The sequence below is a fragment of the Bradyrhizobium sp. MI1.4 genome (genome assembly GCF_055811315.1).
The window spans coordinates 48,711-74,831 of sequence record NZ_JBVVPP010000032.1 but is presented as its reverse complement, the minus strand read 5'-3'; the positions used below and the strand labels follow the sequence as shown (position 1 = coordinate 74,831).

At 64.6% G+C, this 26,121-nt stretch carries 24 protein-coding genes; 10 read left to right on the top strand and 14 right to left on the bottom strand.

Annotated features, from left to right (window positions below; all coding sequences use genetic code 11):
* Positions 1 to 210: hypothetical protein (locus AC0L23_RS27350; protein WP_473357549.1), on the top strand; the 210-nt coding region annotated here is incomplete at its 5' end.
* Between the two features lie 33 nt (positions 211 to 243).
* On the opposite strand, the gene AC0L23_RS27345 is transcribed toward AC0L23_RS27350, so the two are convergent.
* The 3 genes from AC0L23_RS27345 to AC0L23_RS27335 are packed head-to-tail and all read right to left on the bottom strand — an operon-like array spanning position 244 to position 2,057.
* Complete coding sequence (locus AC0L23_RS27345; RefSeq protein WP_085352950.1) at positions 244 to 807, bottom strand: isochorismatase family protein; 564 nt, start codon at positions 805 to 807, stop codon at positions 244 to 246.
* Positions 808 to 832: 25 nt separating this feature from the next.
* Positions 833 to 1,453: a GNAT family N-acetyltransferase gene (locus AC0L23_RS27340; protein WP_018456283.1), complete on the bottom strand. Its 621-nt coding sequence runs from the start codon at positions 1,451 to 1,453 to the stop codon at positions 833 to 835.
* Complete coding sequence (locus AC0L23_RS27335) at positions 1,440 to 2,057, bottom strand: hypothetical protein (protein WP_026233132.1); 618 nt, start codon at positions 2,055 to 2,057, stop codon at positions 1,440 to 1,442. The genes AC0L23_RS27340 and AC0L23_RS27335 overlap by 14 nt, the downstream gene beginning before the upstream one ends.
* 70 nt (positions 2,058 to 2,127) lie before the next feature.
* Here AC0L23_RS27335 and AC0L23_RS27330 point away from each other — a divergent pair, with 70 nt between their 5' ends.
* Entirely contained in the window at positions 2,128 to 3,168 is a 1,041-nt protein-coding gene (locus AC0L23_RS27330; protein ID WP_018456281.1) for a LysR family transcriptional regulator, read from the top strand.
* Between the two features lie 80 nt (positions 3,169 to 3,248).
* On the opposite strand, the gene AC0L23_RS27325 is transcribed toward AC0L23_RS27330, so the two are convergent.
* Positions 3,249 to 4,409, bottom strand: coding sequence for an autotransporter outer membrane beta-barrel domain-containing protein (locus tag AC0L23_RS27325; protein ID WP_085352948.1), 1,161 nt, complete (start codon positions 4,407 to 4,409; stop codon positions 3,249 to 3,251).
* 378 nt (positions 4,410 to 4,787) lie between these two features.
* On the opposite strand from AC0L23_RS27325, the gene AC0L23_RS27320 reads away from it, so the two are divergent.
* A complete protein-coding gene (locus AC0L23_RS27320; protein ID WP_007591938.1) occupies positions 4,788 to 4,994 on the top strand; it encodes a cold-shock protein in 207 nt (68 codons plus the stop codon).
* A 94-nt stretch (positions 4,995 to 5,088) separates the two neighbouring features.
* Here AC0L23_RS27320 and purN read toward each other — a convergent pair whose 3' ends face one another.
* Positions 5,089 to 5,742, bottom strand: coding sequence for a phosphoribosylglycinamide formyltransferase (purN, locus tag AC0L23_RS27315; RefSeq protein ID WP_085352946.1), 654 nt, complete (start codon positions 5,740 to 5,742; stop codon positions 5,089 to 5,091).
* A gap of 14 nt (positions 5,743 to 5,756) precedes the next feature.
* Positions 5,757 to 6,830 carry a phosphoribosylformylglycinamidine cyclo-ligase gene (gene purM, locus AC0L23_RS27310; protein ID WP_085352944.1) on the bottom strand — a complete coding sequence of 358 codons (1,074 nt, stop codon included), beginning with the start codon at positions 6,828 to 6,830 and terminating at the stop codon, positions 5,757 to 5,759.
* 155 nt (positions 6,831 to 6,985) lie between these two features.
* On the opposite strand from purM, the gene AC0L23_RS27305 reads away from it, so the two are divergent.
* The 4 genes from AC0L23_RS27305 (at position 6,986) to ppx (ending at position 12,137) form a co-directional block, all read left to right on the top strand.
* The gene (locus AC0L23_RS27305; RefSeq protein ID WP_026233129.1) at positions 6,986 to 7,528 is read left to right on the top strand and encodes a CDP-alcohol phosphatidyltransferase family protein; all 543 of its coding nucleotides are present in this window, start codon (positions 6,986 to 6,988) and stop codon (positions 7,526 to 7,528) included.
* 92 nt (positions 7,529 to 7,620) lie between these two features.
* Positions 7,621 to 8,298, top strand: coding sequence for a P-loop NTPase family protein (locus AC0L23_RS27300; RefSeq protein ID WP_085352943.1), 678 nt, complete (start codon positions 7,621 to 7,623; stop codon positions 8,296 to 8,298).
* 128 nt (positions 8,299 to 8,426) lie between these two features.
* The gene (locus tag AC0L23_RS27295; protein WP_026233127.1) at positions 8,427 to 10,619 is read left to right on the top strand and encodes an RNA degradosome polyphosphate kinase; all 2,193 of its coding nucleotides are present in this window, start codon (positions 8,427 to 8,429) and stop codon (positions 10,617 to 10,619) included.
* A gap of 15 nt (positions 10,620 to 10,634) precedes the next feature.
* Entirely contained in the window at positions 10,635 to 12,137 is a 1,503-nt protein-coding gene (ppx, locus tag AC0L23_RS27290; protein ID WP_085352941.1) for an exopolyphosphatase, read from the top strand.
* Between the two features lie 35 nt (positions 12,138 to 12,172).
* Here ppx and AC0L23_RS27285 read toward each other — a convergent pair whose 3' ends face one another.
* The 3 genes from AC0L23_RS27285 to AC0L23_RS27275 all read right to left on the bottom strand — a co-directional run bounded on the left by AC0L23_RS27285 (position 12,173) and on the right by AC0L23_RS27275 (position 14,378).
* The gene (locus AC0L23_RS27285) at positions 12,173 to 13,033 is read right to left on the bottom strand and encodes a TerC family protein (RefSeq protein ID WP_085352939.1); all 861 of its coding nucleotides are present in this window, start codon (positions 13,031 to 13,033) and stop codon (positions 12,173 to 12,175) included.
* Between the two features lie 44 nt (positions 13,034 to 13,077).
* Positions 13,078 to 13,500, bottom strand: a complete 423-nt coding sequence (ndk, locus tag AC0L23_RS27280) for a nucleoside-diphosphate kinase (RefSeq protein ID WP_018456271.1) — start codon at positions 13,498 to 13,500, stop codon at positions 13,078 to 13,080.
* A gap of 251 nt (positions 13,501 to 13,751) precedes the next feature.
* Positions 13,752 to 14,378, bottom strand: a complete 627-nt coding sequence (locus AC0L23_RS27275) for a glutathione S-transferase family protein (RefSeq protein WP_085352938.1) — start codon at positions 14,376 to 14,378, stop codon at positions 13,752 to 13,754.
* 335 nt (positions 14,379 to 14,713) lie between these two features.
* On the opposite strand from AC0L23_RS27275, the gene AC0L23_RS27270 reads away from it, so the two are divergent.
* The 3 genes from AC0L23_RS27270 to AC0L23_RS27260 all read left to right on the top strand — a co-directional run bounded on the left by AC0L23_RS27270 (position 14,714) and on the right by AC0L23_RS27260 (position 17,302).
* Complete coding sequence (locus AC0L23_RS27270; RefSeq protein ID WP_085352936.1) at positions 14,714 to 14,977, top strand: sulfur globule protein precursor; 264 nt, start codon at positions 14,714 to 14,716, stop codon at positions 14,975 to 14,977.
* A 217-nt stretch (positions 14,978 to 15,194) separates the two neighbouring features.
* Positions 15,195 to 15,368, top strand: a complete 174-nt coding sequence (locus AC0L23_RS27265; RefSeq protein WP_007609361.1) for a hypothetical protein — start codon at positions 15,195 to 15,197, stop codon at positions 15,366 to 15,368.
* A 71-nt stretch (positions 15,369 to 15,439) separates the two neighbouring features.
* A complete protein-coding gene (locus AC0L23_RS27260) occupies positions 15,440 to 17,302 on the top strand; it encodes an ABC-F family ATP-binding cassette domain-containing protein (protein ID WP_085354380.1) in 1,863 nt (620 codons plus the stop codon).
* Positions 17,303 to 17,461: 159 nt separating this feature from the next.
* Here the strand turns inward: AC0L23_RS27260 and AC0L23_RS27255 are convergent, their stop codons facing one another.
* From AC0L23_RS27255 to AC0L23_RS27235, 5 genes are all read right to left on the bottom strand, one after another.
* Positions 17,462 to 18,427 carry a tripartite tricarboxylate transporter substrate-binding protein gene (locus AC0L23_RS27255; protein WP_085352933.1) on the bottom strand — a complete coding sequence of 322 codons (966 nt, stop codon included), beginning with the start codon at positions 18,425 to 18,427 and terminating at the stop codon, positions 17,462 to 17,464.
* Positions 18,428 to 18,593: 166 nt separating this feature from the next.
* Complete coding sequence (locus AC0L23_RS27250) at positions 18,594 to 20,048, bottom strand: HlyD family type I secretion periplasmic adaptor subunit (RefSeq protein ID WP_085352931.1); 1,455 nt, start codon at positions 20,046 to 20,048, stop codon at positions 18,594 to 18,596.
* Positions 20,035 to 22,167 (bottom strand): type I secretion system permease/ATPase, encoded by a 2,133-nt coding sequence (locus tag AC0L23_RS27245; protein ID WP_085384879.1) that lies wholly within the window; start codon positions 22,165 to 22,167, stop codon positions 20,035 to 20,037. Before AC0L23_RS27245 ends, AC0L23_RS27250 begins: the two co-directional genes overlap by 14 nt.
* A 29-nt stretch (positions 22,168 to 22,196) precedes the next feature.
* Entirely contained in the window at positions 22,197 to 25,043 is a 2,847-nt protein-coding gene (locus AC0L23_RS27240; RefSeq protein WP_085352928.1) for a beta strand repeat-containing protein, read from the bottom strand.
* 440 nt (positions 25,044 to 25,483) lie between these two features.
* The gene (locus AC0L23_RS27235; RefSeq protein ID WP_018459090.1) at positions 25,484 to 25,975 is read right to left on the bottom strand and encodes a hypothetical protein; all 492 of its coding nucleotides are present in this window, start codon (positions 25,973 to 25,975) and stop codon (positions 25,484 to 25,486) included.
* Positions 25,976 to 26,121 lie beyond the last annotated feature (146 nt).

Sequence of the window (26,121 nt, the reverse complement as noted above, 5' to 3'; positions counted from 1 at the left end):
CCCCCCCCCCCCCCCCCCCCCCCCCCCCCCCCCCCCCCCCCCCCCCCCCCCCCCCCCCCCCCCCCCCCCCCCCCGGGCGCGCGCGCCCCCCCCCCCCCCCCCCCCCCCCCCCCCCCCCGCCCCCCCGGGGCCCCCCCCCCCCCGGGGGGGCCCCCCCCCCCCCCCCCGCGACAGGTCGCTTGCCAGCTCCTCGAGCTGATCTCCCCGTGACAATGTCCCACTCCATCCGTCGATCGCGGCCGCCTACACCGCAACGGCGCCGCTGGTTCTGATCAGTTCGGCGCTGGACTGGATTGTAGCAAAATTCCCGATCACATTCACTACCGCATGCTTGTAGGCGGCAGCATCGCCAGTCCCCGGCTGCCGGCAGGCCACCGCGTCGGCCACCACCTGGAAGCGATGACTGCGGTGAAACCCGTCAATAGCGGTGGCCAGGACGGTTTCGTCCAGGGAAAAGCCCGCGAGCACGCAACGGACATTGCGGATATTGGACATGTAGTCCACAAACCGCGCCGAACTGTAGGCCGACGGCAGCGGGTGCTCGAAGGTCATTTCTCCCGGCCGCGGCTTCGCCTCCGCGATCCAATCGGTCAGCTTGGATGCCGGATTGAACCAGGCCGCCTGCGCGATGCGCTTCAGATGCATCACCGGCCAGAGATTGTCGCGCCAGAACGTCAGCAGTTCCACGCAGCGCGCCGTTGCGGCATCGCCGTCGAGGATGACGTGGCGACGTCCGGGGGTCAGATATTCGACCTGGAGATCCGTGCAGACCAGGATCGGCGGATCGTCTGTGATGGAAACCAGCATGGTTTTGCGCGCAGCTGCACCAGTTTCAACGACCAGCGAGCGCGACGTCCCGCAGCGGCGACGTCACAGCCCGTCCTGCCGAGGCGTCGAGCACGCCCGGCCGGTCCCAATCGCCCTCGGGGCGGATGATCACGTAAGGATCGCTGTCCAGCGTAATGGCATCCGGACCCGGTTCGATCTCCAGCAGCATTTCTGTGTAGGAGAAGTCGGAAAATGTGATCTTGCGATTGTGACCAAGCGGCTTGGCGCCGAAATGGGCCCAGAAATCGACCAGCCGGTCCTGCGCCTGGCCGTAGATCTTGCGAAAGCCCTTGCGCTTCACATAGTCGACGCTCGCTTGTACCAGCTTGAACGAGACGCGCGACCGCCGGTATTGGTGCCGCACCGCAAGCCGTTCCACCTTGGCGAAATCGCCGAAGAACCGCACCCGCAGACAGCCCGCAGGCTCGTTGCCGACATAGCCGATGAAATGCGCGGCAACCATGTCGTTGCCGTCGAACTCTTCATCGAACGGGCAATCCTGCTCGGCGAGATAGACGGCTGAGCGGATCGAGGTGACCAGCATGAGATCGGTGAGATCGCGCGCGAGGCGAATGGTGATGGCGCGGGAATCGGGCTTGGCGAGAGGAATCCTAGTACCGTGCATCTGCAAAACTCCTTGCTTGGATGATCGCGCTCGGCATGCGCATCGGCTGCCGATGCCAGGGCCGCTCGTAGCACCAGAGGTCGGGTTGGAAGCTTGGAACAGGCTCGAAGCCTGTCGCTTTCATGATGTCGCGGCCGGCCACGGTTGACGGCTGCGCATAGCAATCCGCGTTGCGAAACCTTAGCTGTCTAAGATGAGCCGCGGCCTTGCCGAGACCGGCGACGCCGCGCCCCGTCGCCGCGATCGCCCAGATGTAGATAGCGGAAACGTCTTCCTTCGCGGACGCGAGATAGCGCGTCTCCGGCGCGGTGAGGCAGATCTCGTCGAGCAGCAACGCATCATGCCCGCGATCATTGAGAAACAGGAAGGCCATGCCGCCGACAAGGTTGCCCTTCCGGCTGAAAGTCAGGATGCTCTCGGGATCGAAGGCGAAATATTTTGCAAGCTCAGTCGCCCCGATCCGAACGCCCGGCACCAGCCGGTGCGCCAACTGCGAAAGCGCGGCGATTTCGGAAAATTTGGCGCGACGGACGTCGACATCCGGACTGAGCGGCAGCGCGTCGAAATCATGCCTTGCGGCAAACGAGCCCCTTTCCATACTCATGTCGCCCCTCTATCGTTCGCGGCTTTCGTGCCCGCTATGGCGATGAGCTTAGCGGCTGGGGATCAGGCGTATGCAGCAGTTATTGCACCGGGGTGCTGCGGTGATGCAGCACCGTGAAGAAACCCTGGACATGTCCTGGGACGATTTGAAACTGTTTTTAGCTTGCGCAAAATATAAAAGCTTCCGCAACGCCGCCGAGGAGCTCGGGCTCACCTCCACCACCCTGATGCGCAGGATCGACCGGCTCGAAGAGAGCATCGACTGCAAGCTGTTCCTGCGCGACCAGAGCGGGCTCACGCTCAGCGACGAAGGCAGCGCGATGATCGCCGACGTCGCGCACATGGAGCGTCATGCCTTCAATGTGTTCCGGCGTGCTTCGCGATCGTCGAACGATATGTCAGGCACCGTGCGCGTCGCGGTGACGGAAGGCCCCGGCAATTTCTGGATTCTGCCGCGACTGATCGATTTCCAGAAAACCTATCGCAAGATCACCGTCGACCTGCGCTGCGCGATGGAACAGGCCGACGTCGCGCGGCTCGAATCCGATATCGCGATCCAGCTCGAGCCGCCGACCAATCCCGATCTGATCGTCGCCAAGCTCGGCCGCCTGCACATCTATCCCTTCGTCTCCAAGGAGTACGAAAACCTCTACGGCGTGCCCGCGACCCTGGCCGAGCTGAAGAACCACCGCATCATCAAGCAGAGCGCCCCGCAGGTCGACGACGGCGCCTACGCCCGCGTGCTCGGACTGAAGTCGCTCGAGGGCATCGTCGGGATCAAGACCAACTCCTCGGTCGGCGTGCTCTATGCGGTGGAGCGCGGCGCCGGCATCGGATTCCTGCCGACGGTTTCGATCGCGCTCGGCGCCCCGCTGGTTGCCGTCGATCTCGGCGTCAGCCACCACGCCGATCTCTGGCTCACCTATCATAAGGAGTTCCGCGCCTCCGAGCGCCACAAGATCGTGGTCGATTGGCTGAAGAAAATCTTCGATCCCAAGATCCATCCCTGTTTCCGCGACGAGTTCATCCACCCGAACGCGCTGGCGCCGATGATGACGGCCGCGCGCGCGGCCTTTGGATTGACGGGTTATGTCGCGGCAATGCCGACTTAAAGCTCGAGCATGATGCTTTCGTAAAACCGCTTCGCAGTTTTCCGGGATCCTCCTCTGGGCCGACGCGGGCAGGCTTCGCTTCACCACCGATATTCGAAGCCGACCGTGCCCTGGTGCGACGTCAGCTCGTTGCGGAACTTGCCGTCGTAGTTGACGTAGAGCCGCGCCGTGTTGGTCAGGCTGAGCGAGGCCGAGGCGCCTGCATCCGTACCGTAGCGGCTCTCGCCGATGCCGGGCACGACGATGCTCTGGGTCCCGAGGCTGACCTGCACCGATCCCAGGTTCTGATAGAAATTGTCGACGAACTTGCCGTAGGCGGACAGGTCCAGGATCTTCTGGTCGAAGATGAAGTAGCGCCCGATCTCGGCTCCGATCATGACGCGCGCGCGCGAGAGCGCCGTCGAGCCGACATTGAGTGGATCGAGGCCGCCAACCTCCTGGAACGCGACGCTGGTGGCGCGGACATATTCCAGTGCGCCCTTGGGCACGATGCGCATGTGGTCCTTGGTCCAGTAATAGCTGATCTCGGTCAGCGCGCCGTCGATTGCGGCGCGATAACCCGCGGTCGCAAGTCCCAGGCCAGTATCCCGGCTGGAGCGGACCTTGCCGAAGCCGTGCACCACCGCGAAGGCCCAGGTCCAGGGGCCCTTGTCGACCGAGCCGCTGAAGCCGAGTTGCGTCAGATCCAGCGTGGCGGACTGAAGTGCGAGCGGCACGTCGATATCGGTGTGGCTCTGGTCGACGGAGAAGCCGAGATTGACACCCGGCGCGAGCCGCGCGCCAAAGCCTGCGACACCGCCAAACGTCTTGCGCTTGTCGCCGACAAAGTCTCCTTGCGCATCCGTCCGGACCGAGATGCCATAACCCTCGAACCAGGTGCGGTAGCGCGGGTCTTCCGTGCTCGCCGACGCGCCGCCGCCGCCGGGATTGGTCCGAAACGCCCGGTTGACGCCGCCAGATGCCTGGTTTCCGAGCCGCTCCAGGAAATTCGAGCCGAGATTGAGCGAGCTGTTGCCGGCCGACTGGTCGTAATTGGTCGCGGTCGGCATCGGAATTGGCATCGGAATCGGCGTCGGTGACGGCGTGGGTGTCGGGGTCGGCGTGGGCGTGGGACTCTGCGCAAAGCCTGATGTCGTCGACAGTACCATGATGAGAGCAAACGCCACGGCAGCCGCGATCCAGCGGACGCGGTTCAGCCTGATCGCCTGCCGTGTCTCTGAGGGCTGCGAAATGCAGCACATGGCGACAAATCCTGAAGCAAAGGGCGGCGCGCAAAAAAGCAACAGGAGCGGCGCACGCGTGCCGCGATTTGTGCCGAACTGTTACTGAGGGTCAACCGGCTGGCGCGTCCCGGCAAAGGCATTGCTTCCGATTGTGGTTCCGCGGCCACAGGTCGCAAATTGCGGACGGGCACTCGGGTCGAAGTCTTGAAATTCGCGCGCGGCTTGCTAACGGGCGATTTTCATGTTGCAATATCGGACACAATCGGAATTGGCCGCTCGACTGTGCGTTTCGCGACATTGAGACTCAAGACTCGAACAGACTACCGGAAGCCCGTTTGTGGCGTGGCACGCGAAAAGCGGCCGCGTCGTTTTTGTATCTAGCGGAGGAGACTGAGGATGCCGCAAAAGGGCACCGTCAAATGGTTCAACCCGACCAAGGGCTATGGGTTCATCAAGCCGAACGGCAGTGACAAGGACGTCTTCGTCCACATCTCCGCCGTCGAGCGCGCCGGACTCTCGACCCTCAATGAAAATCAGGTGGTTGAATACGATCTCGTGGAGAACCGCGGCAAGGCATCCGCGGAGAACCTCAAGGTTTCCTGATTTCTCTCGCGGTCTGCGCAAGAGATCATGACGTTGCCCCCGGCTCTGCCGGGGGTTTTTGTGGAATGAGAAGTATTCCGAGTGCGACGGCGCTTCACCGCACCAACGGCGAAACCAGAAAATTCTCCGACGGCCCGCTGCCCGCGGTCTTGCACACATCGCCCTCGATCTGGACCTTGCCGGTCGCGAGCAGGCTCAGTGCTGCGGGATAGATGCGGTGCTCGACTTCAAGGATACGCTCCGACAGCGTGTCCGCCGTGTCGTCGTCGCTGACGGGAACCGCGCCCTGCATCACGATTGGGCCGGCGTCGGTCTCGGGGATCACGAAGTGCACCGTCGCGCCGGACAGCTTGACGCCGGCGCGCAAGGCCTGGCCGTGCGGGTCGAGACCGGGGAAGGACGGCAGCAGCGAGGGATGAATGTTGAGCATCCGCCCGTACCACGCCTTGGTGAATTCGGCCGTGAACAGGCGCATGAAGCCGCCGAGGCAAATCAGCTCGATGCCGTGCTGATCGAGTGCTGCTTGCAGCACCTTCTCGAAGCCGGCGCGGTCCTTGCCGAACGGCTTGCTTTCGATCACCAGCGTCTTCACGCCGCTCGCTTTGGCCCTTTCCAGCCCCAGCGCATCGGCCTTGTTCGAGATGACGAGCGAAATCTCCGCCGGAAAATCCGGCGCGGCCGCGCCCTTGATCAGCGCAGCCATGTTGGAGCCACGGCCGGAAATCAGGATGGCGACGCGGCGTTTCATTACAGCGCCGGTCATTACAGCGCCAGGTCGAGATGGCCGTTATAGACGACGCGGTGCTCGCCCTCGGCCGGGATCACGCTGCCGAGCTGTGCCACGGTCTCACCGGCGTCAGTGAAGATCTCCACGACCTCTTCGACCTTGTCCGGCTCGACAATCGCGATCATGCCGATCCCACAATTGAAGGTCCGCAGCATTTCGAGCTCGGCGATGCCGGCCTGCGCGGCCAGCCATTTGAACACCGGCAGCACTGGCAGGCGCGCCAGATCGATACCGACGCCGAGATGCTTCGGCAGCACGCGCGGAATGTTGTCGGTGAAGCCGCCGCCGGTGATGTGGGCAAGCCCCTTCACCGCGCCGGTCTCGCGGATCGCGCGCAGGCAGGATTTGACGTAGAGACGCGTCGGCGTCAGCAACGCGCCGCCGAGCGTCATGACGGGCGCAAACGGCGCCTGCGCCCCGAAGCCGAGGCCGGATTGTTCCACGATCTTGCGCACCAGCGAGAAACCGTTGGAGTGCACGCCCGACGAAGCGAGCCCGATCACGGCATCGCCGGCGGCGATGTCCTTGCGCGGCAAGAGCGTGCCCCGCTCCGCGGCGCCGACGGCAAAGCCGCCGAGGTCGTAGTCGCCGTCTTTGTAGAGGCCGGGCATCTCGGCCGTCTCGCCACCGATCAGGGCGCAGCCGGATTCGCGGCAGCCTTCGGCGACACCGGCGACGATCGACGCGGTCGCCTCCGGATCGAGCTTCCCGCAGGCAAAATAGTCGAGGAAGAACAGCGGCTCGGCGCCCTGCACCACGAGGTCGTTGACACTCATGGCGACGAGGTCGATGCCGATCCCGCCATGCAGGCCGGTCTCGATCGCGATCTTGACCTTGGTGCCGACGCCATCGGTCGCGGCCACCAGGATGGGATCCTTGAAACCGGCCGCCTTGAGATCGAACAGGCCGCCGAATCCGCCGATTTCGGCGTCGGCGCCGGGCCGTGCGGTGGCGCGCACCATCGGCTTGATCAGGTCGACCAAGCGGTTGCCCGCATCGATATCGACGCCTGAATCGGCGTAAGTGAGGCCGTTTTTGCGGTCGGTCATGCCCGATTTCCAGTGGGTTTGCGGCTGGTTACGTCGAATTCCGGGGACGCGCAATGGCTCGCATGGCGCGCCGCCGTATACTATGTAGAGATATCAACCGGTTCAGCCTCCAAAGGGCCGAATTCGAGGTCAGGCCGGGTGCCGGGAAGCGCCGTGTGAGTATACCGAACATCATTACTTTGGGCCGCATCATGCTGGTCCCGATCATCGTCTGGGCCATCGTGTCGAGCCAAATGGAGGTGGCGTTCGCCGTATTCCTGATCGCCGGTATCAGCGACGCGGTCGACGGCTTCCTTGCCAAGCGTTTCAACATGACGAGCGAGCTCGGCGCCTTGCTCGACCCGCTCGCCGACAAGGCGCTGCTGGTCTCGATCTACATGGCGCTCGGCATCTGGGGCGCGATTCCGCGCTGGATCGTCATCCTGGTGGTCTCGCGCGACATCATGATCGTCGCCGCCGTGATCATATCGTGGCTGTTCGACCGACCTGTGGAGATGAAGCCCTCAAAGGTATCCAAGCTCAACACTGTGGCCCAAGTGGCGTTCGCGGCGCTGGTGCTGGCCGCCCTCGCCTTCGGCTTCAAACCCGGTCCTTATGATATAATCCTGATGGGCCTCGTCACGGTCTTCACGCTCTCCTCCGTGTCGCTCTATCTTGTCGAATGGTTGCGGCACATGAGCACGATCGAGGCCAAGTGAGTTGGGAGCGGCCCCGTAAAAGGCCAACTCCCGCTCGATGAGGTCGCATCTCGTCAAACGAAGCCGGCACGCCGGCACGGAGCAAAGCAAGCGTGCCAGGCCGCGTTCATCCCCGACAGTTGGCGTTTTCGCTTCCGCATGCGGAGAGCCTGAGCCGGGACAATTTCCTCGAAGGCCCCGTCAACGCCGCCGGTCTTGCCCTCATCGACGCCTGGCCGGAATGGCCGAACCGAATCATGTGGCTGGCCGGCCCGGAAGGAAGCGGCAAGAGCCATCTCGCCGCGATCTGGGCCGAGGCTTCAGGCGCCCGCTCGACCACGGCCAATGGGCTGACCGCCGAGGCCGTCCCGGCTGCGCTCGCCACCGGCGCGCTGGTGGTCGAGGATCCCAAAGCCAGGGAATTCGACGAGCGCGCCCTGTTCCATCTGATGAATCTGGCCCGCGAGGACGGCGCCTACGTCCTCTTCACCGGACGCGAGGTGCCCGCGTCTCTCGAGATCGAGCTCGCCGACCTGCGCTCGCGGCTCCGCGCCGTCCCCGTTGTCTCGCTGCTGCCGCCCGACGACCAGCTCTTCCGCGGCCTGATCGTCAAGTTCTGCGCCGACCGCCAGCTCGCGGTGGACGAGAGCGTGGTCAGCTACCTCGCCACTCGCCTGGAGCGGTCCTCGGCCGCCGCCCGACGGGCTGTGGACCTGCTGGACAGCGAGGCCTTGCGCCTCGGCCGCCCCGTCACCCGGGCCCTGGCGGCCGAGCTGCTCCGGGATGTCTGACCAAGGCGGGTTGACGCGGCCGGGCGGCGGAACATCAATGTCATCGAAACGTCATCGCTCTAACACATGCTCCCGCGGGTTTTGCGCGTAAGTCGCAAATTGGGGCGAACTGGATGGACCGACTTCTGATGGATTCTGCGCAAGCTGTTGAAGTTAAAGAAAAAGCCCCGGAAGCCGAAGGCCCGCCGGCGATCGCATCGAGCCCCGAGCGGTTCATCAATCGCGAGCTTTCCTGGCTGCACTTCAACCGCCGCGTCCTGGAGGAATCGGTCAATCCCAGCCACCCCATGCTGGAGAGGGTGCGATTCCTGTCGATTTCAGCGAATAACCTCGACGAGTTCTTCATGGTCCGCGTCGCCGGCATCAAGGCCCAGGTGCGCGAGGGTATTGCTGAGCGCAGCCCCGACGGTCTGACCCCGTCCGAGCAGCTCGCGCTCATCAACCGGACCGTCTCGCAGCTTGCCTCCGACCAGCAGGCAATCTGGCGCGACCTGCGCGGCACGCTCGCCGACGAGGGTATCGTGCTGGTCGAGGGCAAGGAGGTCACCAAGGCGGAACGAACCTGGGTCGAGGACTACTTCCTCAGCAACGTGTTCCCGCTGCTGACGCCGCTCGCGATCGACCCGGCCCACCCCTTCCCGTTCATTCCGAGCCTCGGCTTCACCATCGCGCTCCAGCTCACGCGCGCCGCCGACGGCAAGCAGATGAACGCGCTGATCCGCATGCCCGGCAAGATCGACCGCTTCATCCGTCTGCCGGCTGACGGCAAGGTCGTCCGGCTGATCTCGCTGGAGCAGGCCACCGCGCTGTTCATCAACCGCCTGTTCCCCGGCTACAATCTTCACGGCCAGGGCGCCTTCCGCGTCCTCCGCGACTCCGAACTCGAAATCGAGGAAGAGGCCGAGGATCTCGTCCGCCTGTTCGAGACCGCGCTGAAGCGCCGCCGCCGCGGTTCGGTGATCCGACTCGAGATCGACGCCAAGATGCCGGAGCAGCTGCGCAGTTTCGTGCAGCACGCGCTGTCGACCGCCGACGACGAGGTGTTCCTGGTCGATGGCGTGCTCGCCATGAACGAGCTCTCGCAGCTCACCCGCCTTGACCGGCCCGATCTCGAATTCACCCCTTACGTGCCGCGCCATCCCGAGCGCGTGCGCGAGCAAGGCGGCGACATCTTCGCTGCGATCCGGCAGAAGGACCTCGTCGTCCATCACCCCTACGAATCCTTCGACGTCGTGGTGCAGTTTCTCCAGCAGGCGACGCGCGACCCCGACGTCGTCGCCATCAAGCAGACGCTCTACCGCACCTCCAGCAACTCGCCGATCGTGCGCGCGCTCGTGGAAGCCGCCGAAGCCGGCAAATCCGTCACCGCGCTGATCGAGCTGAAGGCCCGCTTCGACGAGGAGGCCAACATCCGCTGGGCGCGCGACCTCGAACGCGCCGGCGTGCAGGTCGTCTACGGCTTCCTCGAACTGAAGACCCACGCGAAACTCTCGATGGTGGTGCGGCGCGAGGGCGGCAGCCTCACGACCTACGTCCACACCGGCACCGGCAATTACCACCCGGTGACCGCGCGCATCTACACCGACCTCTCCTACTTCACCTCGGAGCCGACCATCGGCCGCGACGCCGCGCGCGTGTTCAACTTCATCACCGGCTACGCTGCGCCGAGCGATCTGGAAAAGATGGCGGTGTCTCCGCTGACCTTGCGCAAGCGCATCATCGAGCACATCCAGGGCGAGACCGCGCATGCACGGCACGGCCGGCCTGCTGCGATCTGGATGAAAATGAACGCGCTGGTCGACCCCGATATCATCGACGCGCTCTACGAGGCCTCCCAGGCCGGCGTGCAGGTCGAGCTCGTGGTGCGCGGTATCTGCTGCCTCAGGCCCGGTATTCCCGGCCTGTCGGAGAACATCCGCGTCAAGTCGATCATCGGACGATTCCTCGAACACGGCCGAATTTACTGCTTCGGCATGGGCCAGGGCCTGCCGAGCGCGAAAGCGGCTGTGTATATCTCCTCAGCCGACATGATGCCGCGCAACCTCGACCGCCGCGTCGAGGTGCTGTGTCCGCTGCAGAATCCCACGGTGCATCAGCAGGTTCTCGAACAGATCATGGTCGCGAATCTCAAGGACAATGAACAGAGCTGGCAATTGTTGCCGGACGGGTCCTCAACGCGTATGAAGACCGCGAAGGGCGAGGAGCCTTTCAACGTCCACAACTACTTCATGACAAATCCGAGTCTGTCTGGCCGTGGTAAGTCGCTCAAGGAATCCTCGCCGCGCCGCCTCACGCGCCGTAATGAACGTCATCAATCCTGATCCGGGATCGTCGACGTGAAGCGGCCGCGCAAGCGCGGCTCGAGCGTCGCGGTCATCGACATCGGCTCCAACTCGGTCCGTCTCGTCGTCTACGAGGGACTGACGCGGAGCCTCATTCCCATCTTCAACGAGAAGACGCTGTGCGGCCTCGGGCGCGAAGTGCAGAGCACGGGACTGCTTGCGCCCGACGCCGTCGACAAGGCGCTGACCTCGCTCAAGCGCTTCCGTGCGCTGTGCCGGGTCATGCAGGTCGGGCGGGTGTTTGCGATTGCGACCGCCGCCTGCCGCGATGCCTCCAACGGCGCCGACTTCATCGCGAAAGCCGAGCGCATCTGCGCGGTGAAGATCGAGATCCTGTCGGGCCCGCGCGAGGCGCGGCTGTCGGCGCTTGGCGTGATCTCCGGCATCCATCATCCTGACGGCATCGTCGGCGACCTCGGCGGCGGCTCGCTCGAACTGATCGACGTGCGCAAAAACACCGTGCGCAGCGGCGTGACGCTGCCGCTCGGCGGCCTCGCGCTGCAGGACCTCGCGCATAAATCCCTGAAACGCGCCGACCGCATCGTGCGCGAAGCGCTCGATGGGGTGCCGCAGCTCAAGGCGGGGAGCAGCCGCAGCTTCTACGCGGTCGGCGGCACCTGGCGCGCGCTTGCGCGCATCCACATCATCCAGAGCGGCTATCCGCTGCAGGTGATGCACGGCTATTCGATTTCGGCGGCCGAGGCGCTCGATTTCTCGCGTCGTCTCCGCCGGCTTGCGGCCGCCGGCATGCTCGCCGACATCGAGATCGTCGCCGATGCCCGGCGTCCGCTCCTCACCTATGCGGCGCTGGTGCTCGAGCACATCATCCGGGTGGCGAAGCCGAAGACCATCGTGTTCTCGACCTTCGGCGTGCGCGAGGGCCTGCTGCACGAGAAGCTGCCGGAGTCCGAGCGCAACAAGGACGGACTGATCTGCGCGGCCGAGGAGCTGAACCAGCTGCTGTCGCGTTCGGCAAAGCACGCCCGCGAGCTGATCGCCTGGACCGACCGCCTCGCGCGCGTGGTGAAGCTGCGCGAGACCGAAGAAGACCGCCGCCTGCGCCACGCCGCGTGCCTGCTGTCCGACATCGGGTGGCGCGTGCATCCCGACCATCGCGGCGAGCAGACGCTGAGCCTCGTCGTCAACGGTAATTTCGGCGCGATCACCCACACCGAGCGCGCCTTCGTCGGGTTGTCCGTGTTCTATCGCTATGCGGGCCTCAGCGAGGAGAACCAGCCGCCGGTCGCCATGCAGGAGCTGCTGACGCCGGCGCAGCTCGAACGCGCCCGCCTGCTGGGCGCGGCCTTCCGCGTCGCACATCTGATCTCGGCGGCGCGTCCGGGCGTCTTGCCCGCGACGCATTTCCGCAGCATGGGCCGCAAGCTGTTGCTGGTGTTCGAGCACCGCCTCGGCGATCTCGTCGCGGATCGAGTCGGCAGCCGCTTCCGCGCGCTCGCCCGCCTGATCAACCGCGCCGGCTCGATCGTCCGACGCTAGCGCTTTTCCCAAGAGATCATGCTCAAAAGATAGATCTACTCCGCCGAGGCCTTGACGTGGCGTTCGGAGGACTCCAGCGCGGCCGCGCTCATGCTGCGGCGGCGCCAGATGGAGCCGACGACCAGCACGACAACGACGCCGAGAGCTGCGCAGAGATATTCGCCGCCTCCGCCGCCATGGGCGAATTGCGGCGGGATGCGCAAGGCGCCGAGCATGTTGTCGAGCGAAGCGCCGAACGGACCGTCGAACAGCGCATGCAGCCTCGGCGCGATGCCGGGATCGGTCGCGATCACTTCGCCCGCGATCCAGCCGAGCAGCGCCGCGCCGGCCCACACCAGAACCGGCAGCTTTGCGAGCAGCGCCATGATCAGCGCCGCGCCGGCGACGATCAAGGGCACGCTGATGGCAAGACCGAGCACCAGCAAGGGCACGCTGCCATTGGCGGCCGCGGCCACCGCAATGACGTTGTCCAGGCTCATGACGATGTCGGCAACGACGACGATCTGCACGGCCTGCCACAGATGCGACGCCGACTCGACGCCGTCCTCGTCCTCTTGCTCCGGCACCAGCAGCTTGGCCGCAATCACGATCAGCGCGAGGCCGCCCACCAGCTTGAGGTACGGCAACTCCATCAGGCTCGCGACGATGCCCGTGAAGATGATCCGCAGCAGCACCGCGGCGCCCGCACCGAGGATCATGCCCCACAGCCGATGCCGCGGCTTGAGGCCGCGACAGGCAAGCGCGATCACCAGCGCATTGTCGCCGGACAAGAGGATGTTGATCCAGATGATCTTGCCGACCGCGACCCAAAAGGTCGGTTCGGCCATCTCAACGCGGAACTGGGTGAAGAATGCCCCGATCGTAGCGGGATCGAAGATCTGCCAGAGCCAGTTCACACTACGTCCTTTCGCCGCGTCTCGTTACCTTATCGGCTGACGGATCAGCCGACGATCTCGTTGCCCGAGAAGAACTGCGCGATCTCGATCGCGGCGGTCTCCGGCGCATCCGAGCCGTGCGCGGAGTTCTCGCCGATCGACTTTGCGTAGAGCTTGCGGATGGTGCCGTCAGCCGCCTTGGACGGATCGGTCGCGCCCATCACGTCGCGATACTTGGCGACGGCACCCTCGCCTTCCAGCACCTGGACGACCACGGGGCCCGACGTCATGAACTCCACGAGCTCACCGAAGAAGGGGCGCGCCTTGTGGACCGCATAGAAGGTCTCGGCCTGTTCCTTGGTCATGCGGATACGCTTCTGCGCGACGATGCGCAGGCCCGCCTTCTCGATCACGGCGTTAACCGCACCGGTGAGATTGCGCGCGGTGGCGTCGGGCTTGATGATCGAGAAGGTGCGTTCGATGGCCATGATGTTGTCCTTGAAGAGAAACAGTGGTTCGGAGTTGCCGGGCTTATATCGGCGCCTTCGCGATACGGCAAGCGACCGCCCAAACGGGCTCGCGGGCGCTTCGCCGCAGGCCGAGGGCGAGTGTTCACCTGAACCGATACTTGTAGATGGCGGCGATCTGGGCGAAGGTCGGCGTCGGGCTTAGGGCCGCTTTCGACCCCATGACGTTGAGTGCTGACCTCTCGTGTCTCGATTGGCGGACGAAACGGGAATCAGGTGTTCACCCCTTCGTGCGAACGCTCCATGGCACGCTTGTAGGCGTCGCGGCCGGTGGTGCGGGCGAGATAGGCCTGTTCGGCGTCGCCGAGGGTGATCCCGCAGTTCCGTTGGCCCAGGTTCAGGGCGTAGGTCACCGAGATGTCGGCTGCTGTGAAAGCCTCGCCGGCAAGGTAGGACGAGTCGGCAAGCCGTTGGCTGACAAGCTTTAGCCGCTTCTGGAACGACTGCAGGCACCAGGTCGCGCCCCAGTTCTCCCGTTCGGCGTCGGGCGCGATGAAGCGGCTGACGACGACGGGCATCATCAGGGTCGCGAGACCGGCTTCGCCCAGATGCAGAAATTGCTGGTAGGCGGGGAACGTGGGATCCTGCGGCGCGGGCGCCAGCGGCGTCGGCCCGTAGCGGGCCATCAGGTACTCCATGATCGCGATCGACTCGACCATGACGACGTCGCCGTCCTGGATCGCCGGGATGTAGTCAGCGGGGTTGACCGCCAGGAACTCGGGGTCCTGCTTGGCGGCCAGCATGTCCACCTGCCGCACGCGGTAGGGAAGGCCCATCTCCTCCAGCACCCATACGACCCGGATCGATCGCGAGGTCTGTCCGCCCCAAACGGTGATCACGCGAAGGCCCCTTCCTGGTGTGACTGAGGATCGACCATGGCAGACTCTATATGACCGTAGCACTCAAGGCAGACGCGAAGCTTAGCTTCAGCGTGGTCTCCTTCCCATCCATTGCGGACGCGTGGTGGGTCCCCCTCTCAGGCTTGGAATTCCAACGTGGATTACAATGATTTCACCCAAATGAACTCAATCTGAAGGCCTCGTCAGGGTTTGGTTCAGCCTCGCCCGGATAATCTCAGGTCCATCGAAACCAAAGCCTCTTTCAGAGGCAGACCGTTTCGGCGGCCTTTCCATCGACGCGATAGCCCCGCGCCAACAGATTTGAGGAGATCACCATGTTGAGGAAACTTTCCCTCGCCGCCGTCGCCGCCGTCGCCGCGGTTGCGCTTGGTGCCGCGCTGGCGCCGACCTCCGCCTCCGCGCACTGGCATGGTGGCGGCGGCGGCTGGCACGGCGGCGGTGGCTGGCACAACGGCCACGGCTGGGGTGGACCGCGCTTCTATGCTCCCGTCTCCTACGGCTATGGCGGCTGCTATGTGCGCCGGCTGGTCCCGACTCCCTGGGGACCCCGCTGGCGGATGATCAACCGCTGCTACTGAGCCCGACAGCACCTTTCCAAAGATACCTGAGCCCCCAAGGTACCTTCCAGGCGAAGCCCCGGCGTCCCCCAGCGCCGGGGCTTTGTATTCGGAGAGGATATTGCGCGGCTTCACACAATTTTTGCTAGAATGCCGCGCAATCGCCGCGAGTGGCGAAACCATTTGGGGGCCAAGGACTTGGTACCGTGTCGCTTCTTTGAGAACACGGAACTCTGCGATGGTTAGCCTTTTCGCCGACGATAGCGAGCAAATCGACCGGCGCACCAGCCGCTCGATCCGCGATGCGGTGGGCGAACGGCTCCAGCAGAGCCTGCGGCCCGAAGCCAGGCTGCCGACGCACCTCGAGCAACTCCTCAATGAGCTGAAGCAGCGCGAGCGCGATTCGCACTGAGTTGACAAGCACCGGCTTGCAAACACAGAAAAACGGGTTGCGTTTGATCGCGGGTGCGGTGACAAGGCCGCATGCTCTCCATCACCGACCTCTCCATCCGCCTCGCCGGACGCCTTCTGATTGACCAGAGTTCCGTGCAGATCACGCCCGGATCCCGCGTGGGCATGGTCGGTCGCAACGGCACCGGCAAATCGACCCTGTTCAAGGTGATCCGCGGCGAGTTCGCCGCTGAGCACGGCACGGTGAGCCTGCCGCCCCGCTGGCGCGTCGGCAGCCTGGCGCAGGAAGCGCCGAACGGCCCCGAGAGCCTGATCTCGGTCGTGCTCAAGGCCGACCTCGAACGCGACGCACTGCTCACCGAGGCCGAGAGCGCGACCGACCCGCACCAGATCGCCGAGATCCAGACCCGGCTGGTCGACATCGACGCGCATTCGGCGCCGAGCCGCGCCGCAGCCATCCTTTCCGGTCTCGGCTTCTCCGCCGCCGACCAGCTCCGCCCCTGCGCCGAATTCTCCGGCGGCTGGCGCATGCGCGTTGCGCTCGCCGCAACGCTGTTTGCGGCTCCCGACCTGTTGCTGCTCGACGAGCCCACCAACTATCTCGACCTCGAAGGCACGCTGTGGCTCGAGGATCACCTCGCGCATTATCCGCGCACCGTTATCGTGATCAGCCATGATCGCGATCTGCTGGAAAGCTCGGTCGACCAGATCCTGCATCTGGATCGCAGCAAGCTCACCCTTTACAAGGGCACCTACTCCTCCTTCGAGGAGCAGCGCGCCATGCGCGAGATGCTCGATGCCAAAGCGGTCAAGCGCCAGGAAGCCGAACGCGCCCGCCTGCAAGCCTTCGTCGACCGTTTCAAGGCCAAGGCCTCGAAAGCCCGCCAGGCGCAGTCCCGTGTGAAAATGCTGGAGCGGCTGAAGCCGATCACGGCGCTGGTCACCCAGGACGTACGCGAGATCAGCTTTCCCGCGCCCGAGAAAATCCTGTCGCCGCCGATCATCGCCGCCGACAACGTCGTGGTCGGCTACGATCCGAACTCGCCCGTGCTGAACCGCGTCACCTTGCGCGTCGACAATGACGACCGCATCGCGCTCCTTGGTTCGAACGGTAACGGCAAGTCGACTCTCGTGAAGCTGCTCGCCGGCCGCCTCGCGCCGTTCTCGGGCAAGGTGACCCGCGCCGACAAGCTCTCGATTGCCTATTTCGCCCAGCACCAGCTCGACGAATTGAACGAGGATGCCTCGACCTACGACCACGTCCGCAAGCTTATGGGCGAGGCGCCCGAAGCCAAAGTACGCGCCCGCGCCGGTGCGATCGGCTTTTCCGGCAAGGCGGCCGATACCAAGGTCGGAAAATTGTCGGGCGGCGAGAAGGCGCGGCTCCTGCTGGGACTGGCGACCTTCTTCGGCCCCAACATGATCATCCTGGACGAGCCGACCAACCATCTCGACATCGACAGCCGCGCCGCGCTTGCGGAAGCCATTAACGAATTCCCCGGCGCCGTCATCATGGTTTCGCATGATCGCTATCTGATCGAGTCCTGCGCCGATCAACTCTGGATCGTCGCCGACCGCACCGTGACTAATTACGACGGCGACCTCGACGAATATCGCCGCCTGGTGCTGTCCGCGCGCAATGGCGAGCCCGCCCCGCGAGAGCGCAACGCGCCGAGCGAGAAGCCGCAGCGTCCGAGATCGGACAATCGCGGCTCGCTGAAGAAACGTATCGCGGAAGCTGAGACCGAGATCGCCCGCGTCAGCGCGATCATCAGCAAGATCGACACTGCGCTGGCCCTGCCCGACATCTTCACCCGCGACCCCAAGCAGGCCGCGCAACTGTCGAAGGCACGTGCCAATGCGGCCGACGCGCTGGCGCGCGCCGAGGAGCAGTGGCTAGAGGCGAGCACGCAGTTCGACGAGGCGGCGGGCTGACGCCTCCGCGACCGGCCCGACATTAAAATCGCAAAAACAACCCCATGCACAGTACCGGTATTTTGCTACCCGGTGATTGGCTATTGAATGGACTGTTCTTTACCGTGGTGACTCAGCCCGCTCACGCAGCGATGTCGGGACGAATTGAGCAGGAATGGCTCAGTCCGCGAATTGGCCGGCTGCCTTGATCATCGGAGCCCAGCGGTCGACTTCGCTCGCTAGCATCGCGGCCAGCGCCTCCGGCGTCGCCTTCTCCTGCGGGACCGGCTCGGTATTGATGTCGTTGAACCGGGCGATCAGCGTGGAATCCCTAAGGGCGGACTGGAGCGCCGCGGTCAGCTTCTGAACGACCGCCGGCGGTGTGCCCTTGGGGGCATAGATGCCGTGCCAGACGCCAAGTTCGAACCCTTTGAGACCGGCCTCGTCGGCCGTCGGCAGATCGGGCAGGCTCTTCAGCCGCTCCTTGGTGGTGATCGCATAGGCCTTGACCTGCTTCGACATGATCGGGCCGGTGGTATTCGTCGCCTGGTCGCAGGTAAGATCGATCTGCCGGCCGAGAAGGTCGTTCATGATGGGGCCGTTGCCCTTGTAGGGCACCGCGGTGAGCTGCTTCTGGATCGCTGTCATGAACAGCATGCCGCAGAGATGCGACGCCGCGCCGAGTCCGGCATTGGCATAGGTCAACTTGTCGCCCTGCTGTTGGGCGTAGGCGACCAATTCCTTCAGCGTGTCGGCCGGAAAATCCGGACGCGCGATGATGGTCATCGGCGCATTGGTCACAAGCCCGATCGGCGCAAAGGCCGTCTTCGTGTCATAGCTGAGGTTGCGGTACAGTGTGGCGGCCGTCGAGAGGCCGACATGATGGATCAGCAGCGTGTATCCGTCGGGCTGGGCTCGCGAGGCGCGGGTCGTGGCGATGGTACCACCGGCGCCAGGCGCGTTCTCGACGACGACCTGTTGGCCAAGCGATTTCGCCATGCCGGCCGCGGTCAGGCGAGCAATCGTGTCCGTAGGTCCGCCGGCGGCGAACGGCACCAGCATGGTGACGGGCCTGATCGGATAGTCCTGGGCGAGCGCCGCGCCAAACGGCAGGACCAGAGCCGATACGAGGGCAATGAGCCGCATGCTTTCCTCCAAATTTTTTGCTTGCTCCTATGTACGCATTCCGGGCTGCGGGGCCACACCAAAATGACTTCATCAGGAGTGGCGCGCCCGCGGCATGGTGTAGCTGCCGAAAAGCCCGATTGGTTCTCAGCGCGTCTCGCGAAGCTTCGTCGGCATCATGCGGGAACTAGCGCTCGCGCATGATCTCGTGCCGGTAGCGCTGCAGCGGCGATAGCAGGTAGCTCAGGATGGTGCGCGAACCGGTCCTGATCTCGACGGTCACCGCCATTCCCGGCGACAGGCTGACGAGGCGGTCGTCCACCTGCATCTGGGTGCGATCGAGCGAGATGCGGGCGCTGTAGCTCAACTCCTGCCCGCTGGGCTCGCTGCTGTCGCGTTGTGTCGCGAGCGGACGGTCGCTCCCGCGCTCCTGCGGCCAGTCGCGGATGATGGCGTCCTGCGAGACGCTCACGACCTGGCCTGCGAGAAGCCCGTAGCGGGTGAAATTGAAAGTGTCGATTTTGATGGCAGCACCCTGCCCGGCCTCGACAAATCCGATATCGCGATTGGAGATCATCGCCTCGATCTCGAGCCGCGTATCGGTCGGCACGATTACCAGCAGCGACTGCGCGGGCGTGACCACGCCGCCCACGGTGTGGACCGCAAGCTGCTGCACGACGCCGTCGACCGGCGACGTCAGTTGCTGAAGCCTCGTCCTCTGCTGCGCCTTGATCAGATCGCGTGCGACGCCATTGGCTTTCTGTTCGCTCTTAGCCAGCTCGTCGGAGAGACTCTTCCTGTACTCGGCCAGGGCTTGGATGCGGGTCTCCCGGATCGCGGCGACGGCCGCCTCGGCCTCCTTCAAGCGGCTGCTCTGGACGCGAAGCTCCTCCTGCTGCTCGATCTGGAGCTGGAGGGTCTCATAGTAGGTCAGCTTCGAGCCGATCTCCTTCTCCATCAGCGTCTTGCGGATCTCGACACGCTGCTGGGTGATCGGCAGCAACGCATCAAGCTTGTGAATCGTCGCCGCAATCGTCTGATGTTCGGCCTCCTTCTGCGCTTCCTGACGTGCCAGCGCCGCGAGCTTGGCCCTGTTCTCGCTGACCTGATTGGCGAGGAGCTGCCGTTGCGTCGCAACCAGCATGGGATCGGCATCCTCTGGTACGACGAGATCAGCGGATACCCCTTCGCCGCCCGCCAATGCGGCGCGGAGGCGCGCGACGTTGAGCCGCTCGGCCATGAGATCGTCATGCAGACGATCGCGCTCTGCGGCGTTCACCGTCGGATCGAGCTCGATCAGCAGGTCGCCCGCCTTGACCGATTGCCCGTCCTGCACGTGAATGGCGCGCACCACGCCGGTCTCGAACGGCTGGATCACCTTGCTTCGCCCGCTCGACACGACCTTGCCGGTTGCGGAGGTCACGATGTCGATCGTGCCCCAAGCCGACCAGGCCAGCGCCGCGCAGACAAGCAGCATGAGGGCCAGGGCGATGGCGCGGCCGATCGGCGATGGCGGTGTTTCCGTGATTTCCAGCGCCGCCGGCAGGAAGGCGACTTCCTCGGCGCGCCGGCCCTTTCCATTCCGGAACGGGATCACGGTCTGCTCCGGACGAGCGGCCGGCACAGTGTTAGCCGACCTCATAAATGCCTCCCTGGAGACGATGCAGGGCGGCATAGCGGCCGCCGGTCTTGATCAGCGCATCATGCGTGCCGTCCTCGACCAGACGGCCGCGTTCCAGGGTGAAGATGCGATCGGCGCCGCGGACGGTGGACAGACGGTGCGCGATGATCAGGACGGTGCGGCCTTTCGCGATCTCCTTCATGTTGTCATGGATGATCCGCTCGCTTTCATAGTCGAGCGCGCTGGTGGCTTCGTCGAAGATCAGGATCCGGGGATTGCCCACCAGTGCGCGGGCAATCGCGATGCGCTGGCGCTGCCCGCCCGAGAGCGTCGAGCCGCGCTCGCCGACCACCGTATCGTAGCCCTCGGGGAGCTCCAGAATGAAATCATGCGCGCCCGCCAGCTTCGCCGCATCGATGATGCGATCCATCGGCAGGCTTGGATCGGCCAGCGCGATGTTGTCGCGCACCGACCGGTTGAACAGCATGTTGTCCTGGAGCACGATTCCGATCTGCCGACGGAGTCCGGCCGGGTCGGTCGTCATCAGATCCATTCCGTCGACCAGCACGCGGCCGCCTTGCGGTACATAGAGCCGCTGCACCAGCTTGGCGAAGGTGCTTTTGCCCGAACCGGACGATCCGACGATGCCGACGGTTTGTCCGGCTGGAATGTCGAATGAGACATCGTGCAGGATCTCCGGCCCATCGGGCCGGTAGCGGAAAGAGACGTGCTCGAAGCGGATGTTGCCCCGGATCGGCGGCAGCCCCGCGCGGGCCGCGGAGTAAGCAGGCTCCGCCGCGCTGTTGAGGATGTCGCCGAGCCGGGCGATCGACAGTCGCGCCTGATGAAAATCCTGCCAGACCTGCGCGAGCCGCAGCACCGGGGCCGACACCCGCCCTGCGAAGATGTTGAAGGCAACGAGCTCGCCGACGGTCAATGCGTCACCGATCACCAGTCTGGCGCCGACATAGAGAATGGCGGCGGTGACGACCTTGCTGACGAGCTGCACCAGCTGGCTAGCCGTGTTGCCGAGGCTGGTGACACCGAAGCTCGCGGAGACATAGCCTGCGAGCTGCTCTTCCCAGCGGCGCTGCATCTGCGGCTCGACCGCCATCGCCTTCAGCGTTTCGATGCCGCTGACGCTCTCGACCAGGAAGGCCTGGTTCTCGGCGCCGCGGCGGAATTTCTCGTCCAGCCTGCGGCGAAACAGCGGCGTCGCCACGGCCGAGATCGCGATGTAGAACGGGAACGATGCCAGCACGATGAAGCTCATCTGCGCCGAATAGGCGAACATCACCGCCAGGAACACCGAGGTGAAGACCAGGTCGATGAGAAGCGTCAGCGACGAGCTGGTGATGAAATTGCGGATGTTCTCGAGCTCACGGACCCGGGCCACGGAATCTCCGACGCGCCTGGCCTGAAACCACGCCATCGGCAGCGCCAGCAGGTGGTGGAACAGGCGTGCCCCGAGCTCGACGTCAATGCGGTTGGTGGTGTGCGCAAACAGGTAATTGCGCAGGATCCCGAGCACGGTGTCGAACAGGGAGACGACGACGAGGCCAATGACGAGGACGTCGAGCGTGGACCGCGAGCGGTGCACCAGCACCTTGTCGATCACGACCTGGAAGAACAACGGCGAGACCAGCGCAAAAAGCTGGAGGAAGAACGAAGCCGCCAGCACCTCGCCCAGCAGCCGCCGGTATTTGCCGATCGCGCCGATGAACCAGGTGATATCGAAGTGCCGCCCGAGGTCGGACAGGCCGGCGCGCCGAACCATCAGGATCAAACCGCCGTCCCAGATCGCGCACAGCTCGTCGCGATCCATCAGTACCGGACGCTGCGCCTCCGGGGACTGCACCAGCACCTTATCGGCGGAGGCCTTTGCGATGACCATGAAGCCGCCGTCCCGCAGCATTGCGATCGCAGGCAGCGGGGTGTCCGACAGACGGCTCCACTGCGTTCGATAGGTTCGCGCTTTAAGTCCGAGAGACCTGGCGCAGCGGACGATATCCGCTGCGCCGAAGCTTGCCGCGCCCAGCCGGTGCCTGAGCTGCTCGCGATCGGCCGCAACACCTTGCAGATGCAGCAGTGTCAGCAATGCATCGAGCCCCGTATCGGTGGAGACCGCGTTCGTCGTCATGAGCGTTCTCCGGGCCGATGCAGTTGGCTTCAGGCGTGCTGCGGCGGTGCGAGCACCTGGTTCTGCATCGCGTGCGGATCGGGCAGCGGCATCTCGCCGTTCCCCTCACCTGCCGGGACGAAGCTGGCCGCCATGGCCTGGTTGAGCAGCATCGCGGCCGCGAACGCACCGCCCTGGATGACGACGTTGTTGCCGGTGCCGCCGTCGAGGACGTCGAGGCCCCCGCCGCCGATCAGCACGTCATCACCGGCACCACCTGCCAGCGTGTCGTTGCCGGGGCTGCCGATCAGCACGTCGTCGCCGTTGCCGCCATTGGCAACGAGCTGGATGCCGCCGTGCAGACCGGAGGCCGTGATGACGTCGTCGCCATCGAGACCGTTGATGACGATCCTGTCGCCCGCGCCGGCGTCGGTAATGTTGATGTCCTGGCCAAGCCCCGACACCGTGATGATGCCGTCGTGCTCGGTCACCGTGATGACGTCGTTGCCGTCGGTTGCGTTGATGGTCACGGTATCCGCGGCGCCGTCATTGGCGCCGAGATCGAGGTCGACCTGGCTGACGCCGGTGCCGGAGAGGTCACCGACCGTAATGTTGTCGGCACCGCCGAGAGCGTTGAAGTCGACATGTTCGACCCCGTTCAGGTCCACCGCAATGGCGGCAACATCTCGCGTGAACAGCACCCGGCCGCCATTGGCCGAGATGTTGATGTTCTCGCTGATATTGGCGCCGTTGAATGCCAGAGTGTCGGTGCCCTTCCCGCCTTCGACGGTATCGCTGCCGTCGCCGGGGTTCCAGACGAAGGTGTCGTCGCCCGCACCGAGATTGGCGAAATCGTTGCCGCGTCCGCCGTTCACAATGTCATTGCCGGCACTGCCTGTGATGGTGTCGTTGCCGTCGCCGCCATTGATGTTGAGGCTGAACAACTGTCCCGCCTTGATGGAAGACGCATCGATGACATCATTGCCTTGGCCGCCGTTGATGCCGAGCACATCACCGGCGTCCGCATGCGCAATCGTCACCTGCGCAGCGAGGCCGTTGACCACGATCGATCCGCCGGCGGTCACGACCGATATGTTGTCGTCACCGGTCGTGCCGTTCGCGGTCACGCGGTCCGCCGCGGCATCGCCGCTCTGGCTGCCGGGGCCGGCACTGAGGTCGATGGCAACCTGCGTGATTCCTGTCCCGGTCAGATCGTTGACGGTGATGTTGTCGGCGCCGCCTGCCGCCGCGATCTGCACGTGCTCGACGCCGGCGAGGTCCATGACGATAGCACCGACGTCACGGGTGAGTAGCGCACGGCTTCCGTTCGCCGAGATCGACATGGTCTCGGCCACATTGGCGCCGTTGAACACCAGCGTATCGGTTCCCGTGCCGCCTTCGACAGTGTCGCTGCCGTCACCGGGATTCCACGTGAAGATGTCGTCGCCTGCGCCGAGAAGCGCGACGTCATTGCCGCGGCCGCCGATGACCTTGTCGTTGCCGTCGCCGCCGATCAGGGTGTCGGCTCCCTGGCTGCCGGTGATGGTGTCGTTGCCCGCACCGCCGTCGATGGTCAGCCCGATCGCCGCGCCGAGCGTGGATGCATCGATCACGTCGTTACCGCCGAGCGCCTGCACGACCAGCCGGTCGTTGCCGGCCTCTGCATTTGCGATCGTCACGACCTCCGGCAGCCCCGTGACCGTGACCGTTGTGCCCGCGGCTGTGACCTCGATGTGCTGATTGCCGTTGCTGCCGTTGACGGTCACCGTATCAGCAGCGCCGTCGCCTTGCGTCCCTCCCGGAACGGCTCCGAGATCAACCAGCACCTGCTTGACGCCGGTCCGGGTGAGGTCGCCGACGGTGATGTTGTCGGCGCCGCCACGCGCATCGAATTCGATCTGCTCGACGCTGTTGAGATCCATCGTGATGTTGGCGACATCGCGGGTGAAGCGCACCCGGCCGCCATTGGCCGAGATGTTGATGGTCTCGTTGATGTTAGCGCCATTGAAAAGCAGCTTGTCGCTGCCCGAGCCGCCCTCGACCGTGTCGCTGCCGTCACCGGGATTCCAGATGAAAGTGTCGTCGCCACTCCCGAGCTGGGCGACGTCGTTGCCGCGTCCGCCATTGACGATGTCGTCGCCGCTGCCGCCGATGATGAGGTCGTTGCCGTCGCCGCCGATGATCCGGTCGTTGCCGGCGCCGCAATCGAGCGTCAGCGAGATCAGGCTGCCGAGCCCATTGCCCGCGGTGATGACATCGTCGCCGCCGCCGCTGTGCAAGACGAGATTTTCAGTCGTGCCGATGTCGAGCGAAAACGGCGCCGCGCCCGTCCCGTCGAGCCGCACGCGGGTGCCGTTCGCCGTGATTGTGAACGTCTCGGCGGCGTTGTTTCCGTTGACCTGAGCCGTATCGTTGCCCTCACCACCTTCGAACAGGTTGGTGCCGCCGCCGGGATTCCAGGTCATGACGTCGTCGCCGGCCTCGCCGAACAGCTGGTTGTCGCCGCTGCCGCCGTCCAGGACGTCGTTACCCGCTCCGCCGAACAGCAGATCGTTGCCGCCGCCGCCCTTGATCAAATCGTTGCCGGCCTGACCAAACAGGAGGTCGGCTCCCGAGCCGCCCGTGATCCTGTCATTGCCGTCGCCGCCGAAGATGTGCACCGCCGGCATCGGTCCGTGGCATTCGTCGACGGTGATCGTGTCGTCACCGCCTTGACCGAAGATGTCGATCGCGGTGGTGTTGTCGACCGTGGGTTCGCCACCAACCGTTTTCACGTGCCCGTTATCAACCAGGATGCGGCCGGACTTGTCGCGACTTATCACGAGGCCGTTATTCGCGCTGTCGCCGAAAATGATGAGTTGCCCCGTAACCGGGGAAAACACAGAGGTAATGGACATCCAAATGATCCTTCCGACCTAGCCCCTCCCTTCGACGCGTAGCATTCGCGCACATGACATTCTTGAACCGTTGCTTGAGACGCGCGTGATTATTCTGGAGATTTCCTCCAGTTTTGCTTCGGGGCAGTTTCCGACAGCGGATGCGAAGGCTTGCTCATCACGAACCGCCTGATCACGGATCACGCGTAACGCCCCCGTGATTTTCAACGCGCGCGGAAGAACGCAGCTCGAGGCAATGAAGGCACTTTGGGCGAAGGTCGGCATCCGCGATGTCGAAACTCGCGAACAAGATCGCCGGCGAGCGCGAACGGGAGAGATCACGGTTCACGCCTCGGCCACCGCGATCAAGGAATGCAAAGCCGCTTGATGATGGGGATAGGAGTGCGCGGCTGATCGCATCGACAGCCGCAACCAGCTTCAGGCCAAAAGGTCGACCCGTGTTACGCCGACTTCTTCTTCGGCTTCGGCTTGGTCGCCTTCGGCATGACCGGCGCCTCCGGCGTGCCCTCGATCGAGGACAGGCGACCGGCCGTGAAGGTATAGATGCCAGCGCGCGGACCGGTCGTCCAGGTCACGACCGCAACGCGCCTGCCGGCGGCATCACCGGAGAGGTTGACGCTCGAGGGCGCGCCGATGCCGCGCACCACATCGCATTCGGTGTGGCCGAGCGCGACGGTGCCGCCCATGGGAGCCGGCGCGGTCGTCGACGCATTCGCATCAGCCGGCCCGGGCGGCGGCGCCATGCCGGCACAAGCCCCGTCGGCGCTGACCAGATCCTCGGCCCCAACCGGCTTGTCGGGGGTCAGCGGCGGCGACTCAATCGAGATGCTTTTGATGAACAGGCGGCTGGGCGTGTTGAACCACTGGGCATCCCTGGACAACAGATCGGTCCCGCCCGAACAGCCCGCAACCAGCGGGGCTACGGCCGCCAACGCAATTATGAGCGAGCTGGGAAGCTTTTGATGTCGCACGATAAACTAAAATCCCCGAGTGAAGGATCGGCCCTAAGCAATTGTAGCAACATCACTTTGCGGCACGAAGGTGACAAAAGCCATCATCACCCGAAAAGTGCAAATTA

Excerpts from the sequence above, each read along its gene's own strand:
- AC0L23_RS27340 (WP_018456283.1), bottom strand. The coding sequence starts at position 1,453 with ATGCACGGTACTAGGATTCCTCTCGCCAAGCCCGATTCCCGCGCCATC.
- AC0L23_RS27270 (WP_085352936.1), top strand. The coding sequence starts at position 14,714 with ATGTTGAGGAAACTTTCCCTCGCCGCCGTCGCCGCCGTCGCCGCGGTT.
- AC0L23_RS27260 (WP_085354380.1), top strand. The coding sequence starts at position 15,440 with ATGCTCTCCATCACCGACCTCTCCATCCGCCTCGCCGGACGCCTTCTG.
- AC0L23_RS27255 (WP_085352933.1), bottom strand. The coding sequence starts at position 18,427 with ATGCGGCTCATTGCCCTCGTATCGGCTCTGGTCCTGCCGTTTGGCGCG.
- AC0L23_RS27250 (WP_085352931.1), bottom strand. The coding sequence starts at position 20,048 with ATGAGGTCGGCTAACACTGTGCCGGCCGCTCGTCCGGAGCAGACCGTG.
- AC0L23_RS27330 (WP_018456281.1), top strand. The coding sequence starts at position 2,128 with ATGCAGCAGTTATTGCACCGGGGTGCTGCGGTGATGCAGCACCGTGAA.
- AC0L23_RS27345 (WP_085352950.1), bottom strand. The coding sequence starts at position 807 with ATGCTGGTTTCCATCACAGACGATCCGCCGATCCTGGTCTGCACGGAT.
- AC0L23_RS27325 (WP_085352948.1), bottom strand. The coding sequence starts at position 4,409 with ATGTGCTGCATTTCGCAGCCCTCAGAGACACGGCAGGCGATCAGGCTG.
- AC0L23_RS27295 (WP_026233127.1), top strand. The coding sequence starts at position 8,427 with ATGGATTCTGCGCAAGCTGTTGAAGTTAAAGAAAAAGCCCCGGAAGCC.
- AC0L23_RS27265 (WP_007609361.1), top strand. The coding sequence starts at position 15,195 with ATGGTTAGCCTTTTCGCCGACGATAGCGAGCAAATCGACCGGCGCACC.
- purN (WP_085352946.1), bottom strand. The coding sequence starts at position 5,742 with ATGAAACGCCGCGTCGCCATCCTGATTTCCGGCCGTGGCTCCAACATG.
- purM (WP_085352944.1), bottom strand. The coding sequence starts at position 6,830 with ATGACCGACCGCAAAAACGGCCTCACTTACGCCGATTCAGGCGTCGAT.
- ndk (WP_018456271.1), bottom strand. The coding sequence starts at position 13,500 with ATGGCCATCGAACGCACCTTCTCGATCATCAAGCCCGACGCCACCGCG.
- AC0L23_RS27245 (WP_085384879.1), bottom strand. The coding sequence starts at position 22,167 with ATGACGACGAACGCGGTCTCCACCGATACGGGGCTCGATGCATTGCTG.
- AC0L23_RS27320 (WP_007591938.1), top strand. The coding sequence starts at position 4,788 with ATGCCGCAAAAGGGCACCGTCAAATGGTTCAACCCGACCAAGGGCTAT.
- AC0L23_RS27335 (WP_026233132.1), bottom strand. The coding sequence starts at position 2,057 with ATGAGTATGGAAAGGGGCTCGTTTGCCGCAAGGCATGATTTCGACGCG.
- AC0L23_RS27240 (WP_085352928.1), bottom strand. The coding sequence starts at position 25,043 with ATGTCCATTACCTCTGTGTTTTCCCCGGTTACGGGGCAACTCATCATT.